The organism is Variovorax sp. GW821-FHT06D12, assembly GCF_059419205.1.
Genome location: NZ_JBWKRI010000001.1, coordinates 152,372 through 168,763, shown reverse-complemented (window position 1 = coordinate 168,763; position 16,392 = coordinate 152,372). Strand labels below are relative to the sequence as shown.

General features: G+C 69.4%; 15 protein-coding genes. 1 reads left to right on the top strand and 14 read right to left on the bottom strand.

The genetic code is table 11. The features are described 5' to 3' along the window. Window positions 1-9: 9 nt before the first annotated feature. From AC07SQ_RS00810 to AC07SQ_RS00755, 12 genes are all read right to left on the bottom strand, one after another. Entirely contained in the window at window positions 10-1,599 is a 1,590-nt protein-coding gene (locus AC07SQ_RS00810) for an ABC transporter substrate-binding protein (protein WP_495271349.1), read from the bottom strand. A gap of 164 nt (window positions 1,600-1,763) precedes the next feature. Next, window positions 1,764-2,978: a YeeE/YedE thiosulfate transporter family protein gene (locus AC07SQ_RS00805; protein ID WP_495271350.1), complete on the bottom strand. Its 1,215-nt coding sequence runs from the start codon at window positions 2,976-2,978 to the stop codon at window positions 1,764-1,766. Between the two features lie 126 nt (window positions 2,979-3,104). Then, window positions 3,105-4,055, bottom strand: coding sequence for a sulfurtransferase (locus AC07SQ_RS00800; protein ID WP_062472823.1), 951 nt, complete (start codon window positions 4,053-4,055; stop codon window positions 3,105-3,107). Between the two features lie 119 nt (window positions 4,056-4,174). After that, window positions 4,175-5,218, bottom strand: a complete 1,044-nt coding sequence (locus tag AC07SQ_RS00795) for an LLM class flavin-dependent oxidoreductase (RefSeq protein WP_495271351.1) — start codon at window positions 5,216-5,218, stop codon at window positions 4,175-4,177. A 19-nt stretch (window positions 5,219-5,237) separates the two neighbouring features. Then, the gene (locus AC07SQ_RS00790; protein ID WP_495271352.1) at window positions 5,238-6,164 is read right to left on the bottom strand and encodes an ABC transporter substrate-binding protein; all 927 of its coding nucleotides are present in this window, start codon (window positions 6,162-6,164) and stop codon (window positions 5,238-5,240) included. A 12-nt stretch (window positions 6,165-6,176) separates the two neighbouring features. Continuing rightward, window positions 6,177-7,100, bottom strand: coding sequence for an ABC transporter substrate-binding protein (locus AC07SQ_RS00785; protein ID WP_495271353.1), 924 nt, complete (start codon window positions 7,098-7,100; stop codon window positions 6,177-6,179). A 40-nt stretch (window positions 7,101-7,140) separates the two neighbouring features. Then, a complete protein-coding gene (locus AC07SQ_RS00780; RefSeq protein ID WP_495271354.1) occupies window positions 7,141-8,967 on the bottom strand; it encodes an amino acid ABC transporter permease/ATP-binding protein in 1,827 nt (608 codons plus the stop codon). After that, window positions 8,964-9,500 (bottom strand): GNAT family N-acetyltransferase, encoded by a 537-nt coding sequence (locus AC07SQ_RS00775; protein WP_159277042.1) that lies wholly within the window; start codon window positions 9,498-9,500, stop codon window positions 8,964-8,966. Before AC07SQ_RS00775 ends, AC07SQ_RS00780 begins: the two co-directional genes overlap by 4 nt. Further along, window positions 9,497-10,717: a M20 aminoacylase family protein gene (locus AC07SQ_RS00770; protein WP_495271355.1), complete on the bottom strand. Its 1,221-nt coding sequence runs from the start codon at window positions 10,715-10,717 to the stop codon at window positions 9,497-9,499. The genes AC07SQ_RS00775 and AC07SQ_RS00770 overlap by 4 nt, the downstream gene beginning before the upstream one ends. After that, window positions 10,717-12,057: an LLM class flavin-dependent oxidoreductase gene (locus AC07SQ_RS00765; protein WP_495271356.1), complete on the bottom strand. Its 1,341-nt coding sequence runs from the start codon at window positions 12,055-12,057 to the stop codon at window positions 10,717-10,719. The genes AC07SQ_RS00770 and AC07SQ_RS00765 overlap by 1 nt, the downstream gene beginning before the upstream one ends. 34 nt (window positions 12,058-12,091) lie before the next feature. Beyond that, on the bottom strand, window positions 12,092-13,099 hold the full coding sequence (locus tag AC07SQ_RS00760; RefSeq protein ID WP_495267213.1) for an LLM class flavin-dependent oxidoreductase: 1,008 nt from the start codon (window positions 13,097-13,099) through the stop codon (window positions 12,092-12,094). Between the two features lie 115 nt (window positions 13,100-13,214). Then, window positions 13,215-13,415, bottom strand: a complete 201-nt coding sequence (locus AC07SQ_RS00755; protein ID WP_062482175.1) for a hypothetical protein — start codon at window positions 13,413-13,415, stop codon at window positions 13,215-13,217. Between the two features lie 176 nt (window positions 13,416-13,591). Here AC07SQ_RS00755 and AC07SQ_RS00750 point away from each other — a divergent pair, with 176 nt between their 5' ends. Next, window positions 13,592-13,798 (top strand): dodecin, encoded by a 207-nt coding sequence (locus tag AC07SQ_RS00750; protein ID WP_062482179.1) that lies wholly within the window; start codon window positions 13,592-13,594, stop codon window positions 13,796-13,798. A gap of 21 nt (window positions 13,799-13,819) precedes the next feature. On the opposite strand, the gene AC07SQ_RS00745 is transcribed toward AC07SQ_RS00750, so the two are convergent. Both AC07SQ_RS00745 and AC07SQ_RS00740 read right to left on the bottom strand, forming a co-directional pair. Beyond that, the gene (locus AC07SQ_RS00745; RefSeq protein WP_495271357.1) at window positions 13,820-15,049 is read right to left on the bottom strand and encodes a class I SAM-dependent methyltransferase; all 1,230 of its coding nucleotides are present in this window, start codon (window positions 15,047-15,049) and stop codon (window positions 13,820-13,822) included. 162 nt (window positions 15,050-15,211) lie between these two features. Continuing rightward, window positions 15,212-16,195 carry an AraC family transcriptional regulator gene (locus AC07SQ_RS00740; protein WP_062482185.1) on the bottom strand — a complete coding sequence of 328 codons (984 nt, stop codon included), beginning with the start codon at window positions 16,193-16,195 and terminating at the stop codon, window positions 15,212-15,214. Window positions 16,196-16,392: the final 197 nt, after the last annotated feature.

The window sequence follows — 16,392 nt, the reverse complement described above, 5'->3', positions numbered from 1 at the left end:
GCCGACGCTCTAGGGCCTGGCCACTTTCACGTTCTTGAAGAACACGCTGCCGTCGGGGCTCACCGGAATGTCCAGCTTCGGGGTCGAGGCGAAGTTGAGCACCTGGTCGTGCAGCGCGATGTAGATGCGCTCCTTCTGCACCGTCTGCCAGATGCTCTTGATGGTGGCGTCGCGCTTGGCCTTGTCGCTCTCGGCGGCCAGCGATGCGATCTGCGCATCGACCTCGGCATTGCTGTAGCCGGTGGCGTTGGTCGGGCCGCGGCCGTCCTTGCCGCGCGTGTGCACCAGGTAATCGAAGATGTAGGCCGAGTCGTAGGTCGGCACGCCCCAACCGAACAGGTAGAAGTCGGTGTCGGCCGAGTTGATGGCGGTGCTGTGCAGCGCGATCGGGCGCGCCGCCACCGTGGTCTTGATGCCGATGCGCCCGAGGAAGCCCGACACCGCCGTGCTGATGGCCTCGTCGTTCACGTAGCGGTCGTTCGGCGTGTGCAGCGTGATCGCAAAGCCGTTCGGGTAGCCGGCCTCGGCCAGCAGCTTCTTCGCCTGCGCCGCGTTGGCCTTCGGGTAGGCCGCGAAGCCCTTCTCGTAGCCGTGCACGAACGGCGGCGCGATGATGCCCGAGGGGTTCGACAGCCCGCGCATCACCGCCGCCTTGATCGCGTCGCGGTCGATCGCCAGGCCGATGGCCTCGCGCACCTTCGGGTCGGCCAGCGGGTTCTTGCCCTTCACGTCGGCGTACTTGAGTTCCTTCGCGCCCACGTTCAGGCCCAGGAAGATCGAACGGTTCTCGGGCCCTTCGGTCACGCGCAGGCGCTTGTCGGCCTTGAGGCGGCCCACGTCCTGCGCCGGCAGGTCCTGCACGAAATCGACCTCGCCCGACAGCAGCGCGGCCACGCGCGTGGCGGGCGACTTGATCGGCACGTAGACCAGCTCGGTCACGTCCAGCGGAAACTGGCCGCGACCCCAGTACTGCGGAAACTGCTTGAGCACCGTGCGCGCATCGACCTCGCGCGAGGCCAGCACGTAGGGGCCGGTGCCGTTCTCGTTGCGGGTGGCGAAGTTCTCGGTCTTGCTGGCCACGTCCTGCGACTGCTCGGCCTTGTTCGCCTTCGCCCAGGCCTCGTTGAGGATGAAGAGGTTCGTGAGGTTGTTCGGGAAGATCAGGTTCGGGCCCTTGGTGCGTACATGCACCGTGAGTGGGTCGACCTTCTTCACCTCGGCCACCGACGACAGCAGCGACTTGAGCGCCGAGCTCGGCGCCTGCGCGCGCTGCAGCGAAAACACCACGTCGTCGGCCGTGAGCAGCGCGCCGTCATGGAACTTGACGCCGGGGCGCAGCTTGAACTCCCACACCGTCGGATCGGCCGTGAGCTTCCACGAAGTGGCCAGCGCGGGCTGCAACTTGCTGTCGGCACCGCGCAGGATCAGCGGCTCATAGATCTGGTGCAGCAGCCCGAAGTTGGTGCCGGTGTTGACCGCATGCGGATCGAGCGTGGCGGGGTCGGCGCTGCGCGCCCAGCGCACGGTTTCGGCAGCGGCAACAGGCGCCTGCAGCAGGCCGGCGGCCAGCAGGGCCGCGGTCAGGAGTGGTCGGAGCATGGAATCCCTCGGGTGTTCTTTGGAAGAGAAGACAGGCGGACGACCGCGCGGGGCGGCGTCGTCCTGTGCCTGTGCGTGAGGGACTGTGCCCTGCCCCGCGCCGCTCCGAAAGAAGGACTCCGCATATGGAAATGCGGTGTCTGCCGCGCTGCGATGAACGGCGATCACGCCCTTACGGCGAGACGCTTCAATCGCAGCCCGCCCCACACCGCCAGCAGCACGCTCGCGCCGAACACCCAGCCCGACAGCGCACCGGCCATGGTGCCCGACAGCAGGTTGCCGACCGTGCAGCCCAGCCCGGTCATCGCGCCCCACCCGAGCAGCACGCCGCCGCCGAGGCCGCGCACGACCTGCCCCACCGTCGGCCACGCGGGCTTGAATTGCCCGCTCGCGAGCGCCGCGGCCAGTGCGCCAGCCACGAGGCCGCCGACCAGCAACGCGTTGGGCGTCTGCCAGAGGCTTTCGACCACCGCCGTGACGCAGCCACCGAAACCGTCGAGGCCGTCCAGCCGCTGCGGCAGCAGGCCGTGCGCATTGCCGAGGTCGCGCGCGGCGCTGCCGAGCGCCGCTGTCACGCCCAGCGGGCGCAGCCGCAGCACCACGATCACGGCGATCGCACCGACCGCGAGGCCGCCCCACGCATACGGCCAGCGTCCGTGCAGCAGCCGGCGCGCGGCGTCGATGAAGCTGCGCGACGTGGGCGACGCCGCCTGGCCCGCCGGCAGCTTCCGCCAGAGCCAGGCCGCGAGCGCCGCAAGCACCGCCAGCTGCAGCGCCGCCGACCCCGCATAGCCCAGGTGATGCGGCAACCACACCACGGGCGCCGTGGCGATGGTGGCGCTGTAGAGCCAGTTCCAGCTCGCAAAGCCGAGCAGGAATCCCGCGCCCGCACCGAGCAGTGCGAACGGCGCGGTCGGCGAGCCTTCGCCCAGCCGGTACCAGTGCGCGCTGATGCACGAGCCCGACACCACCATGCCCGCGCCGAAGGCCAGCCCCGCGAGCACCAGGGCGCCGCTGACCGGCCCGATGTGCGCATCGGGCGGCAACCGCCCCGGCTGCGGCACGGGCAGCCAGCCGGTCATGACGACATGCATGCCCACGGTGCCGACCGCGAGCGCGGCCACGATGGCCAGCAGGCCGCGCGCGTCGCCGCCTTCGAAGTAGTCGCGCGCATGGCAGTAGAAGCAGAAGCGCGAGCGCTGCAGCACCACGCCGAGCACCGCGCCCAGCCCGAGCGCGAAGGCCAGCGCGCGGCCGCCGCTGCGCTCGCCGAGCAGGTGCACGCCGGCGGCGACCAGCAGCAACACCACGACTGCAGCGGCTAGGCCTGTGCGAGAAAGCGGCGGCGAAGGCGCCGCACTGATTGACGAAGCGGACATGCCCCGGTCCCTTTGTGTTGACCCAAAAAAAAGCGAGCCCGAGGGCTCGCCCAATGTCGCTCATCAGAGAGGCCGCGAGGTCCCTCCAACGCCGACTCACCTCGAACTCATCTCACCTCAACTCATTCATTTGGACGCCCACACCGTGCCAGCCGGGTTGTTGACCGGCACGCCGACGGCGTTGCCGTACTCGGTCCACGAGCCGTCGTAGTTGCGCACGTTCTTGTAGCCCAGGATCTTGTGCAGCGCGAACCAGGTGTGGCTCGAGCGTTCGCCGATGCGGCAGTAGGTGATGGCCGGCTTGCTGCCGTCGATGCCGACGGCCGCGTAGATCGCCTTCAGCTCGGCGGCCGACTTGAAGGTGCCGTCTTCGTTCACCGCGCGGCCCCAGGGCACGTTGGCCGCGCCGGGCACGTGGCCCGCGCGCACCGCCAGTTCGGCGGCGCCGGCCGGCGCGAAGATCTTGCCGCTGTACTCGTCGGCCGAGCGGATGTCGACCAGCTTCGCGTCGGAGCGGCCCTCGGCCACGGCCAGCACGTCGGCCAGCCGCGCGCGCAGCTGGGGGTTGGGCTGCGTCACCTTGAAGCGCGTGGCGACATGCTCGGGCGCGCGGTTGTCGAGCACCCGGTTCTCGGCCTCCCACTTCTTGCGCCCGCCGTCGAGCAGCTTCACGTTCTGCACGCCGTACTGGTCGAACACCCAGGCACCCCAGGCGGCGAACCAGTTGTTGGTGTCGCCGTAGAGGATCACGGTGGTGTCCTTGTCGACGCCGGCCGCCGACAGCAGCTTCTCGAATTCGGCCTGGCTCACGATGTCGCGGCGCACGCGGTCGTTGAGGTCGTTGTGCCACGAGAAATTCACCGCGCCCGGAATGTGGCCGCGCTCGTACAGGCCCGGGTTCACGCTGACCTCGATCACGCGCAGCTTCGGGTTGCGCAGGTTCTTCTCGAGCCAGTCGGTCGAGACCAGCGGGCCGCTGCCGTCGGCCGAGGCCTGCGCGAAGGCCGACGGTGCGGTGGCCAGGAAGGTCAGCGTGGCGAGGGACGCGGCGCGCCACCATCTGCTGAAGATCGACATGCGGGACTCCTTGTGTTGAATGGAAGACATCTGAAACAGATCAGAGCGAACTCTAGGCAGGCAGCACGTGATCACCAACGAAGCGTTTGCGATAAGCGCATGCGCAAAGCGTCTGAGGCTCAAGCGAGTGCGGCCTCTTGATGTGGCAGCTCGGCGCGCACGCGCCAGCCCAGTTCGGGCGCGATGCGCACCGCCAGGTCGTCCAGGATCTGCTCGTAGGCCTCGCTGTCGAAGTTGTAGGGCAGCTCCACGCGCAGCTCGCTCACCAGCGGCAGCACGGGGTCGCGGTGCAGGCGCTCGAGGATCTCGTCGGCGCTGCCCACGAGGTCGCCGGCGAACAGCGTGCGGCGCTCGCCCTGCGGCGACAACGTGCGTTCGACGCGGCCTGCCGCGAACGCGCGGTAGCGCCGCCGCGTGGCCGCATCGGCGCCGTCCAGCGGCACGATCACACGGCCCAGCGCAATCCGACCGCGCCGCGCGCCGGGCACTTCGCTGGCGCGGTAGCGTTCGACGAGGCCGGTCTGCGCCTCGAGGAAGTCGTCGGTGTTCTCGCCTGTGAGCACGTTGCCCAGCAGCAGGTGAAAGCCGTTGCGCCCCGCCCATTCGGCCGAGCGCAGCGACCCGCCGCCGTACCAGAGCCGCCCCACCAGGCCGGGCGCATAGGGCTGCACGCGCGGACGCACGCGCCCGCCGGCCGATTCGACCACCGTGTCCTCGTCGCCCAGCAGCACGTCTTCGAGGTTGGCGCGCAGCCGCGCCACGCGCTTGTGCGTGAAGTCGACGGTGGCCGGCGGTGCGTCCTGGAAGCGCCCGCCCAGCAAGGCGCCGTGCGGCGGCGCGCCCGCGCTCAGGCCCACCTGCAGGCGGCCGCGCGAGAGCACGTCGACGGTGGCCAGGTCTTCGGCGAGCCGGAACGGGTTTTCGTAGCCCATCTGGATCACGGCCGCGCCGAGTTCGATGCGGCGCGTGCGCTGCGTGGCGGCGGCCAGGAAGGTCGGCGCCGACGACACGGCGCGCTCCAGGTGGCGCTGGCGCACCCAGGCGCTGTCGAAACCGCGCCGCTCGCCGAATTCAAAGAGCCGCAGCGCAGCCTCGAGGCCCGCGTGCGGGTCGGCCTCGTCGTAGTTGCCGGGCGTGAGAAAACCGATGTGGTGGATGGTCATGGTCGTGGGAATCGCAGGGTCAGAACTTCGGCAACCCCGGCGGGTTGACCTCCGATTTCGGCAGCGCCTCTTCGGCCAGACGCCAGCGCGCGAGCGCCTTGGCGTAGGTGCCGTTGCGGATCAGGCCGTTGGCCGCGGTGGTCAGCGCCACCGCCAGGCCGCTGCCCTTGCGCGTGGCCACGGCCACGTCCGACTTCAGCGGCCAGCCCGCGTTCACGGTGCCGGCCAGCCGCAGCTGTCCGTTCTTCGCGGCCTCGTAGGCTTGTGGTGCGTTGGGATTGAAGTTGGCGTCGACGCGCTTCGTCGTCACGGCCAGCCAGCGCGTCACATCGTCGTCGTAGTACTGGATCGACACCGGCTTCAGGCCCGCGGCCACGTTCTGGCGGTCCCATTCGAGCAGGATGCGTTCCTGGTTGGTGCCCGCGCCGGTCGTGAGCTTCAGGCCCGCCACGTCCTTCGGCTCCTTGATCGACTGGATGGCGCTGTCGGTGCGCACGTAGAAGCCGTGCAGGCCGAGCCGGTAGGTCGAGAAGTCGAACTTCTCCTTGCGCTGCTCGGTCACGCCCACATTGGAGATCACGGCGTCGTACTTGCCCGAGCTCAGGCCCAGCGGCCAGTCGGCCCAGGCGACGGGCCGCAGCTCCAGCTTCAGGCCCAGCGCCTCGGCGATGAGGTGGGCAAAGTCGGGGTCGAAGCCCACCACCGTCTTCGCGTCGGTGCCATAGGTGGAGATCGGCGGCGCGAACGGCGCGATGGCGATGGTCAGCACGCCCTCCTTCACGAACTTGAAGCTCGGCGGAATGGCGTTGACGGCCTCGGCGTCCTTGCCGGTGTGCAGGCGGCCCTTCTGTTCGGGGCTGAAGTCGAAGGTGTCGGCGGCGTGCGCCGGCGCGAACGCCATCAGCCCGAGGGCGGCCAGCGCCCCCAGTTTTTTCTTGAACGACATGGTCCCCTCCCCTCAGTTCTTCGGCAGGCCGGGTGGGTTGGTGCGCGCCACCTCGATCGCTTCGGACGCCAGGTTCCAGCGCGACAGCGCCTTGCCGTAGTTGCCGTTCCTGATCTGCGTGTTCAGCGCCAGCGTCACGGCCTCGGCAATGCCCGAGCCCTTGCGCGAGGTGACGGCGATCTCGGCGTTGAGCGGCCAGCCGCCCGACACCAGGCCCGCGAGCCGGGTCTTGCCGTCGCGCGCCTCGTAGGCCGCGATGGCATTGGGGCCCACGTAGGCGTCGGCGCGGCCCGACTGGATGGCCAGGCGCTGCACCACATCGTCGTCGTAGTACTGGATCTCGATGGGCTTGAGGCCGGCGGCAATGTTCTGCTTGTTCCAGCGCAGCAGGATCTGCTCCTGGTTCGTGCTGGCCGTCACGATGAGCTTCAGGCCCGCGATGTCCTTGGGCTCCTTGATCGCGCCCAGCTTGCTGTCCGACTTCACGTAGATGCCCAGCTGGTCGTTGCGGTAGGTCGAGAAGTCGAACTTCTCCTTGCGCTCCTCGGTGACGGTCACGTTCGACACCACCACGTCGAACTTGCCCGACTGCAGGCCCAGCGGCCAGTCGGCCCAGGCGGTGGACACCAGCTCCAGCTTGCGCCCCAGGCTGTCGGCCACGAGCTGCGCGATGTCGGGCGCGTTGCCCACGGGCGTCTTCGTGTCGGTGGCGTAGGCCGCGAACGGCAGCCGGCCGGTGGTGGTGCCCACGACGAGCACGCCTTCCTTCTGGAACTTGAAGTCCTTCGCGAGCCGCACGGCCTCGTCGATCTTCTGCGCGCGCGGGCGGCCCGGCTGCTCGGGGCTCAGGTCGGGCGCCGGGGCGGTCTGGGCCGTGGCGGCGATCGGCAGCAAGGCCGCCAGGAGAACGGACAGGAGAAGGCGTCGATGGGTCATGAAAGCGGTCGGTTTGAAAAATGGGGAAGGGAAAGAAATCTCAGAGCACCTTGGCCAGGAACTCGGCCGTGCGCGGATGCCTCGGCGCGTTGAACACCTGCTCGGGCGTGCCGGTCTCGAGGATGCGGCCCTGCTCCATGAAGACCACGGTGTCGGCCACCTCGCGGGCGAAGCCTATCTCGTGCGTCACGATGACCAGCGTGGTGCCGGAGCTCGCGAGCTCCTCGATCACCGCGAGCACCTCGCCCACCAGCTCGGGGTCGAGCGCCGAGGTGGGCTCGTCGAACAGCAGCACCTTGGGCTTGAGCGCCAGCGCCCGCGCGATCGCCACGCGCTGCTGCTGGCCGCCCGAGAGCTGGCGCGGGTAGGCGTCCTTGCGGTCGGCCAGGCCGACGCGGGCCAGCAGGTCGGTGGCCAGCGCCTCGGCCTCGGCGCGCGGCAGGCCGCGCACCGACTGCGGCGCCTCGACGATGTTCTCCAGCACCGTGAGGTGCGGGAACAGGTTGAAGTTCTGGAACACCATGCCCACGTCGACGCGGCGCGTGAGGATGTCCTTCTCGTGCAGCTCGTACAGCGTGTCGGCGTCGCGCCGGTAGCCGATGAGCTCGCCATCGATGGCAATGAAGCCGTCGTCCACGCGCTCCAGGTGGTTGATGGTGCGCAGCAGCGTCGACTTGCCCGAGCCCGAGGGGCCGAGGATCACGGTGACGCTGCCGCGCGGCGCGGTGAAGGTCACGTCGTCGAGCACCTGCAGCGCGCCGAAGCGCTTGGACACGCCGTGGATCGTCACCTCGCCGCCCGGCGCGCGCGAGCCGCTCCAGCGCGGCACCTGCGCGGGGGCCGCTGCCGGTGTCGACACGGGCACCACGGCCGGCGCCCTGCCCCGCGCCCACAGCCCGTGCACCACGCCGCCCAGCCACGAGCGCGGCGCATGGCGCAGCGCCCCGCGCGAGAAATGCCGCTCGATGTAGTGCTGCGCCACCGACAGCACCGTGAGGATCACGAGGTACCACACGGTCGCCACCATGAGCAGCGGAATCACTTCCAGGTTGCGCCGGTAGATGATCTGGATCGTGTAGAACAGCTCGGGCAGCGCCAGGATGTAGAGGTTCGAGGTGCCCTTGGCCAGCCCGATGATGTCGTTGAAGGCCGTGGGCAGGATGCTGCGCATGGCCTGCGGCAGCACGATGCGCGAAGCCTGGCGCCGGCGCGAAAGGCCCAGCGCGGCGGCTGCCTCGAGCTGCCCCTGGTCCACCGACAGGATGCCCCCGCGCACGATCTCCGAGGCGAAGGCCGCCTGGTTCAGCGTGAGGCCCAGCAACGCCGCCACGAAGGGGCTGATGAGCTGCGTGGTCGGGTAAGAGAAGAATGTCAGGTCGGTGAACGGCACGCCCAGCGACACGGTCTCGTACAGGTAGCCCAGGTTGTTGATGATCAAGAGCAGCACGATCACCGGCACCGAGCGGAAGAGCCAGGTGAACACCCAGGCCAGCCGTGCCAGCAGCGGCGAGCGCGACACCCGCGCCAGCGCCAGCCCCGTGCCGAAGAAGAAGCCCAGCACCGCGCCCAGCGCCGTGAGCAGCAGCGTGCGGCCCAGCCCGGCCAGCACCGGCTCCGAGAAGAACCACTGCGCGAACACCGGCCAGCCCCAGCGCGGGTTGGTGAGCACCGAATGCAGCACGAGGCCGATCACCGCCACCGCGAAGACGGTGCCGACGGTGCGCGCCGGGTAGGTCGCGGGGACGATGCGAAAGTGCGAGTAGTCGCCCTTCGCGGGCGGTGCCGCGTCGCTGCGGCCGATTGGTCGTGCGGGTGCTGTGGGGGTGCGCGGCTCCGGGCCGACATCGAGGATGGTGGTCGTGTTCATCGCGACACCGCCCCGCTCAGCGCCGCACCGGCGCGGCCTTGCGTGGCCCATTGCGCCAGGTGCTTCTCGAACGGCAGCTTGCGCGGCGTCTCGGGGTCGGCGTCGTCGGTGAAGAGCGCCGTGTAGCCATGACTGCGGTACAGGCCCACGGCCTCGGGCTGGCGAAAGCCGGTCGTGAGGTAGATGCGTTCGTAGCCCTGGCGCAGCACCTGCGCCTCCAGCTCGGCCAGCACGCGGCTGGCCAGGCCCTGGCGGCGCAGCGCGCCGTGCGTCCACACGCGCTTGAGTTCGGCGGTGCGCTCGTCGTGGCGCATGAAGGCGCCGCCGCCGATCGCCACGCCGTCGCGCAGCAGCAGCACGAAGTTGCCGTGCGGCGGTGCGAACACCTCGGGCGCGTAGCGGTCGATCTCGCGCGGTGCGCCGGGCTCGCGCAGCACGTCGCCGTAGCGGCTGTCGTACTCGAAGGTGAGGCCTTCGATCAACGGCCGGGCCAACGGGTCCAGCGGCGTGGTGTAGAGAAACTGTTCGCTCATGGGGTGGTTTCCTGGGTGTCGCCGTCGGCGGAAAGAAAGCGCTCGGCCAGCCGGGCCCAGTACACGGCCGCGGGCGCGAGGATCGCGTCGTTGAAGTCGTAGCGCGGGCTGTGCAGCGAGGCGCTCTCGCCATTGCCGAAGAACACGTAGCTGCCGGGGCGCGCCTGCAGCATGTAGGCGAAGTCTTCGCTGGCGGTGCGCGGGCGGAAGGCCGGGTCGACCCGCTGCGCGCCGAAGGTGTCCAGCGCCACGGCGCGTGCGAAGGCGGTTTCTTCGGCGTGGTTGACCACCGGTGGAAAGCCCGGCCGGTAGTCCACCTCGGCCTGCGCACCGAAGCTCTCGGCCTGCGCCCGCGCCAGCGCGGGGATGCGCTGCGCCAGCAGCGCGCGCACCTCGGGCTTGAACGAACGCGCCGTGAGCTTGAGCTCGACCGTGTTCGGAATCACATTGGAGGCCTCGCCGCCGTGGATGGAACCGACCGTGACCACGCCCATGTCCAGCGGATCGACGTTGCGCGACACCACGGTCTGCAGCGCCGCGATCAGGTGCGCGCTCGCGACCACGGGGTCCACCGTCTCGTGCGGCTGCGCGCCGTGGCCGCCCTTGCCGCGCACCGTGATGTGCGCCTGGTCAATGGCCGCCATCGCGGGCCCGGTGACGCAGCCCACGTGCCCTGCCCCCACGCCGGGCCAGTTGTGCAGGCCGAAGACGGCGTCGCACGGGAAGCGCGTGAACAGGCCCTCGTCGATCATCTTCTTGGCACCCGCGCCGAGTTCTTCGGCGGGCTGGAAGATCAGGTGCAGCGTGCCGCGAAAGGCACCCGCCTCGGCCAGGAAGCGCGCCGCCGCGAGCAGGATCGCCGTGTGGCCGTCGTGGCCGCAGGCATGCATCACGCCCGCGTTCTCGCTCGCGTACGGCAAGCCCGTGGCCTCGTGGATCGGCAGCGCGTCCATGTCGGCGCGGATGCCGAGGCTGCGCCCCGGCCCGCGCCGCAGCGTGCCCACCACGCCGGTGCCGGCCAGGCCGGTCGTAACCTCGTAGCCCCAGGCCGCGAGCCGCTCGGCCACGAGCTTCGAGGTACGGTGCTCCTTGAACGACAGCTCGGGGTGCTGGTGGATGTCGCGCCGCAGCGCAATGAATTCGTCGCCGTAGCCGGCAATGGTCGATTCGACGCGGTGGATGTCCTTCAGGGCCGGTCGTGGCAGCGCGGCGCCCATCAGGCGGCCTTGCGCTCGGCGGTGGCGCCGCCCTGCGGCGCGGCATGGCGGCTCGCCTTGCGCGGCAGGCCCAAGTGGTCGCGCAGGGTCTGGCCCGGCAGCGTGCGCTGGTAGCGGCCGCGTGCCTCCAGCGCCGGAACCACGAACTCGATGAAGTCGTCCAGGCCCTGCCCCAGCACCGGGAAGCCGAGGATGAAGCCGTCGGCCGCGCCCTCGTCCACCCAGCGGATGATCTCGTCGGCGATGTGCTCGCCCGTGCCCACGAACTGCGTGCGCGGCGTGGCCACTTCGAGCGCCACCTCGCGCAGCGTCTGGCCCTTGGCCTTGGCATTGGCCTTGATGCGGTCGGTGGTCGAGCGGAAGCTGTTGCGGCCGATCTCGCCCAGCTCGGGGAACGGCGCATCGAGCGGGTACTGGCTGAAGTCGTGGTGGTCGAAGAAGCGGCCCAGGTAGGCCAGCGCCTCCTCGACCGTCAGCAGCGCGCGGATGGCGAGGTACTTGGCCTCGGCCTCCGCCTCGGTGGCCGCGACCACGGGGCCGATGCCCGGGAAGATCTTCACGTCGCCGGCCTGCCGCCCCTGCGCCACGGCGCTGGCCTTGACCTGCTTGAGGAAGGCGCGCGTGTCTTCGAGCGACGGCGAATGCGTGAACACCGCGTCGGCGTACTTGCCCGCCAGGCCGATGCCCGCGTCCGACGAACCGGCCTGAAAGATCACCGGCTGCCCCTGCGACGAGCGCTGGATGTTCAGCGGCCCGGCCACCTGGAAGAAGCGGCCCTTGTGGTCCAGTGTGTGCAGCTTGTCGCGGTCGAAGAAGCGGCCGCTCTCGCGGTCGCGCACGAAGGCGTCGTCATCCCAGCTGTCCCACAGGCCCTGCGTCACGGCCAGGTACTCGTCGGCGATCTCGTAGCGCAGCGCGTGCTCGGGGTGGGCGCGGCTGTAGTTCTTCGCGCTGCCTTCCAGCGGCGTGGTCACCACGTTCCAGCCCGCGCGCCCGCCGCTGATGAGGTCGAGCGAGGCGAACTGCCGCGCCACCGTGAACGGGTCGCTGTACGAGCTGGAGATGGTCCCCGCCAGGCCGATCTTCGAGGTGACGGCGGCCAGCGCCGACAGGATCGAGATCGGCTCGAAGCGGTTGAGGAAGTGCGGGATCGACTTCTCGTTGATGTAGAGCCCGTCGGCTACGAACGCGAAGGCGATGCCCGCGGCCTCGGCCTTCTGCGCGTTGCGGATGAAGAAGTCGAGGTTGACGCTGGCATCGGCCGGGCCGCCCGGGTGCTTCCAGGCATTCATGTGGCTGCCGGCCCCTTGCAGCATGACGCCGAACTGGATGTTGCTCATGACGATCGTTCTTGTGGTGGGAAAAAGAAAAGACTCAGGCCAGTGCGGGCTCGCGGGCCTGCGCCAGCAGCTCGACCGCCGTGGCGCGCGCGCCGAAGTCCGCCACCGGGATGTCGATCACGAACTCCTCGATGCCATGGCGCGCGCTGAGGGCTTCGAGCGCGTCGCGCACCTCCTCGCCGGTGCCGGCGATGACATGCGGGCGCCGCTCTTCGGTGCGGTAGTCGCTGGCGCCGGCCTGCCGCGCGAACTCGGCGGCGGCTTCGAGGCTGGGCAGGTTCACGCTCTGGCCCGTGGGCAAGGTCACGCGGAAGCTGCGCAGCGCGCCCACGCGCTCGGCGGCCTCGTCGTGCGTCTCGGCGGCGAAGGCGAACAGCGCGAGCAGCGGCGCGCGGCCGGTTGCGCCGCGGTAGGCATCGATCGATTGTTCGATGTTCACGGGGTCGCCGTTGAAGTGGCCCGCATAGACGAACTGCCAGCCCAGCCGCGCCGCGAGCAGCGCGCTCTCGGGGCTGCCGCCCAGCAGCACGCGCTGCGGCGCCACCGGCGGGAACGGCGTGGCCACGGCGCCGGCCAGCGCGTGGTCGGCGGGCACGCCGTCGTGCAGGAAGGCATCGAGCTCGCGCAGGCGCGCTTCGAAATCGAGGGCCTTCGCCTTCGCCGGATCGTGCAGCGATTGCAGCGCCTTGCTGGTCAGCGGCAGGCCGCCCGGCGCCTTGCCGATGCCCAGGTCGACACGGCCCGGCGCCAGCGAGGCCAGCACCTTGAAGGTCTCCGCCACCTTGAAGGGGCTGTAGTGCTGCAGCATGACGCCGCCGGTGCCGATGCGGATGCGCGAGGTCTTGGCCAGCAGGTGCGAGGCCAGCACCTCGGGTGCCGAACCCGCGTAGGTGCGGTTGCCGTGGTGCTCGGCCAGCCAGTAGCGGCGGTAGCCCAGCCGTTCGGCGCGCCGGGCCAGCGCGATGGTGTGCTGGAACGCCTGCGCGGCATCGGCACCTTCGGGGATCAGGCTCTTGTCGAGCAGGGAGAGCGAGTAGGACACGGTGTTCGGCGATGGCGCAGTGGAAGCGGGTGTGCTTCAAATTCTGCGAGCCATCGCGCGGGCCGTTTGCGCTGAATTCCTCTATCGATATCTGGAATCTGCGGGGTCGCGCGGCTCACCATGCATAAGGCAGGAGCGCCGCCACGGCCGTGGCGTGCAGCCGCCTGCGCACGCGCAGCGGCACATGGCCATGCGGTGCGCGGCGTGCCACTTCATGCGGCGACGCCGGCGCGATGCACCAGGCGATGGCGGTCAGCGCGAGGACGTGGCGGGCCTGTGCGGCCGGGGATGAAGAGGCGACGGTGTGCAGTGGCATGGCGGGCGGTTTCCCTGGTTCGATGCCGCCGATTCTGCGAAGCGCACCCGCCGTTGCCAACGACGGATTGCGAATGTCCTGATGCGGTTTGCATCGCATCCACACGCCCAAAGGTGTTGCCTCTCTCCCCATGCGATGGCTACGATGGGCACGCAACCACCCAAGGAGCAGCCGCCATGTCGAACCATGTCTACAAGTCGCTCGAGCTGACGGGCTCGTCCAAGACCAGCATCGAGGACGCGGTGCAGACCGCCATCGCGAAGGCGCACGAGACGGTGCGCAACATCCAGTGGTTCACCGTCACCGAGACGCGCGGCCACGTGGTCGACGGCAAGGTCGCGCACTGGCAGGTGACGGTGAAGATCGGCTTCACGCTCGAGTAGCCGCAACGCGGCCTTGACGGGTCAGGCGCGCAGCGCCGAGGTGCCGTCGTAGATAAAGCGGCGCGACCACGGGAGCGTGCTTGCCGCCCTGCCCGCCTTGCGCCCGACGATCTGGTAGATCGCCACGTCATCGTTCTCGAAGGCGTAGGCGCAGCCCGCGAGGTAGATGCGCCAGATGCGGAACTTCTCTTCGTCGACCAGCGCGCGCGCCTCGTCGGCATGGGCCTCGTAGGCGTCGCTCCAGTGGCGCAGCGTCTGCGCGTAGTGCCGGCGCAGGTTCTCCACGTCGAAAGCCTCGAGCCCGCCCTGCTGCATGGCCTGCAGCGCCAGGCTGATGTGCGGCAGCTCGCCGTTGGGGAACACGTAGCGGTCGATGAAGTCGCCGCCACCGTACGACACGCCGCCGCCCTCGGGGTCGGACGAGGTGATGCCGTGGTTCATGACGATGCCGTCGTCGGCCAGCAACTTCTGCACACGCCCGAAGTACTCGGACAGGTTCTTGCGACCCACGTGCTCGAACATGCCGACGCTGGTGATGCGGTCGAACTGGCCCGCCACGTCGCGGTAGTCCTGCAGGCGGATCTCGATGCGGTCTTGCAGGCCGGCGGCCTTCACGCGCTCGGTCGCTAGGTCGAACTGGTTCTGCGACAGCGTGACGCCCACGCAGCGCGCGCCGAACTTCTGCGCCGCGCGGATCACCAGCGCGCCCCAACCGCAGCCGATGTCGAGCAGCGTCTGCCCGGGCTGGAGTTCGATCTTGGTGAGGATGTGGTCTATTTTCTTCAGCTGCGCGGTGGCCAGGTCTTCGTCGCCGTTCTCGAAGTAGGCGCACGAATAGACCATGTTCGCGTCGAGCCAGAGTTGGTAGAACGCGTTCGACACGTCGTAGTGGTACTCGATCGATTTCTTGTCCGACGACTTGGTGTGCGCGAAGTAGCGCGCCATGCTCTGCAGCGCGCCGCCGGGCTTGTCGAGCGAGGTTTTCGCCAGGCCGTAGGCAATGTCGATCACGTCGCTGAGCTTGCCTTCGATGTCGATCTTGCTCTTGACGTAGGCCTCGCCCAGGTTGTCGAGCGTGGGCTGCAGCATCAGCGACAGCGCCGCGGGCGATTTCACGTGCAGCGTGACCGCCGGTCCGCTGAAGTCACCGAAGTCGTAGGACTGGCCGTCCCACAAGGTGAGCCGCGCGGGCAGGTTGGCCCGTGCGCGGACCGCGGCGCTCCACTGCGCCAGCTTCTTTTCCCAAAGCATGCATCTCTCCGAGTTGTTGAGTAGTCCCGCCTCCACGGGCGGACGGGTGCTGCAGCGAACAAAACGATAGCGAGAATTTGCGAAACCTGCATTTCCACGACGACGCAAGAAATCGCGGCAGGTGCTATGTTGAAAAACCCCTCGCGCGGGGCCCCGGGCGGCCTACGCGGCTTCCATCGAGGTCGCGTCGTTGCCGGCCTCGCCGAGCCAGCGGCGCTTGTCGCGCAGCGGCGGCGCGCCGAACATGCGACCGTACTCGCGCGCGAACTGCGAGGGGCTTTCGTAGCCCACGTTGTGCGCGGCGCTGGCCACGTCGGTGCCGGCGATCAGCATCTGGCGGCGCGCCTCCTGCAGGCGCAGCTGCTTCTGGTACTGCAGCGGGCTCATCGCCGTCACGGCCTTGAAGTGGTGGTGGAACGACGACACGCTCATGTGCACCGCGCGCGCCATGTCCTCCACGCGCAGCGACTGCGCGTAGTTGGTGCGCAGCGCGCTGATGGCTTTCGCGATGCGCTGCGTGTGGCTGTCGTGCAGCGCGATCTGGCGCAGCCGCGCGCCCTCGCCGTTCACCAGCAGGCGGTACATGATCTCGCGCTTGATGAGCGGCGCCATGATCGGAATGTCTTCGGGCGTGTCGAGCAACCGCAGCAGGCGCAGCACGGGCTCCAGCACCGGCATGGCGATGCGGTTGACGTACATGCCGCGCGAGGCCGGCGCGTTGGCCTTGGCGGGCAGCTTCTCGTCGCCGATGAGGTCGCCGATCTCGTCGAGCGCCAGCTCCAGCCGCACGCCCAGGTAGGGCTCGTTCTCGCTGGTCACGCACACCTGGCCGCACACCGGCAGGTCGACCGAGGTGACGAGGTAGTTCATCGGGTCGTACACGTAGATGTCGTCGCCCACGATGATCCGCTTGGAGCCCTGCGCGATGAGGCCCAGCGCCGGCGTCGCGAAGCCGTGCTTGGGGCCGTCGGGCTTGCTGATGCAGTGCACCTGCAGGCCGGGCACGGCGCATTCGACCGTGCCGTCCTGCCCGCGCGTGATGTGGCGGATGAGCTGCACCAGCTCTTCGCGGGCGGCATCGAGTTCGGGTTCCAGCGGCATCGGCATGGCGAGGACGGTGGCGGTGTCGGGGGTTTCATCAGACATGGGTAGGCCTCTGACAAAGGGGAGCGGCCGCGGTGGCGGCCATGGAGGATTGGGCTGCCCGCAGCTTAGCGTCGCATCCTCTCCTTCGCACGGCCTGCGCACGATGTCTGGAGAAATAGGCAAAGACTTTGCAGAAACGCGCTCGCCCGCCGGGGCGCGCCGGCGGGATACTTTTTCGCAACCGCCGGCCATCCGTC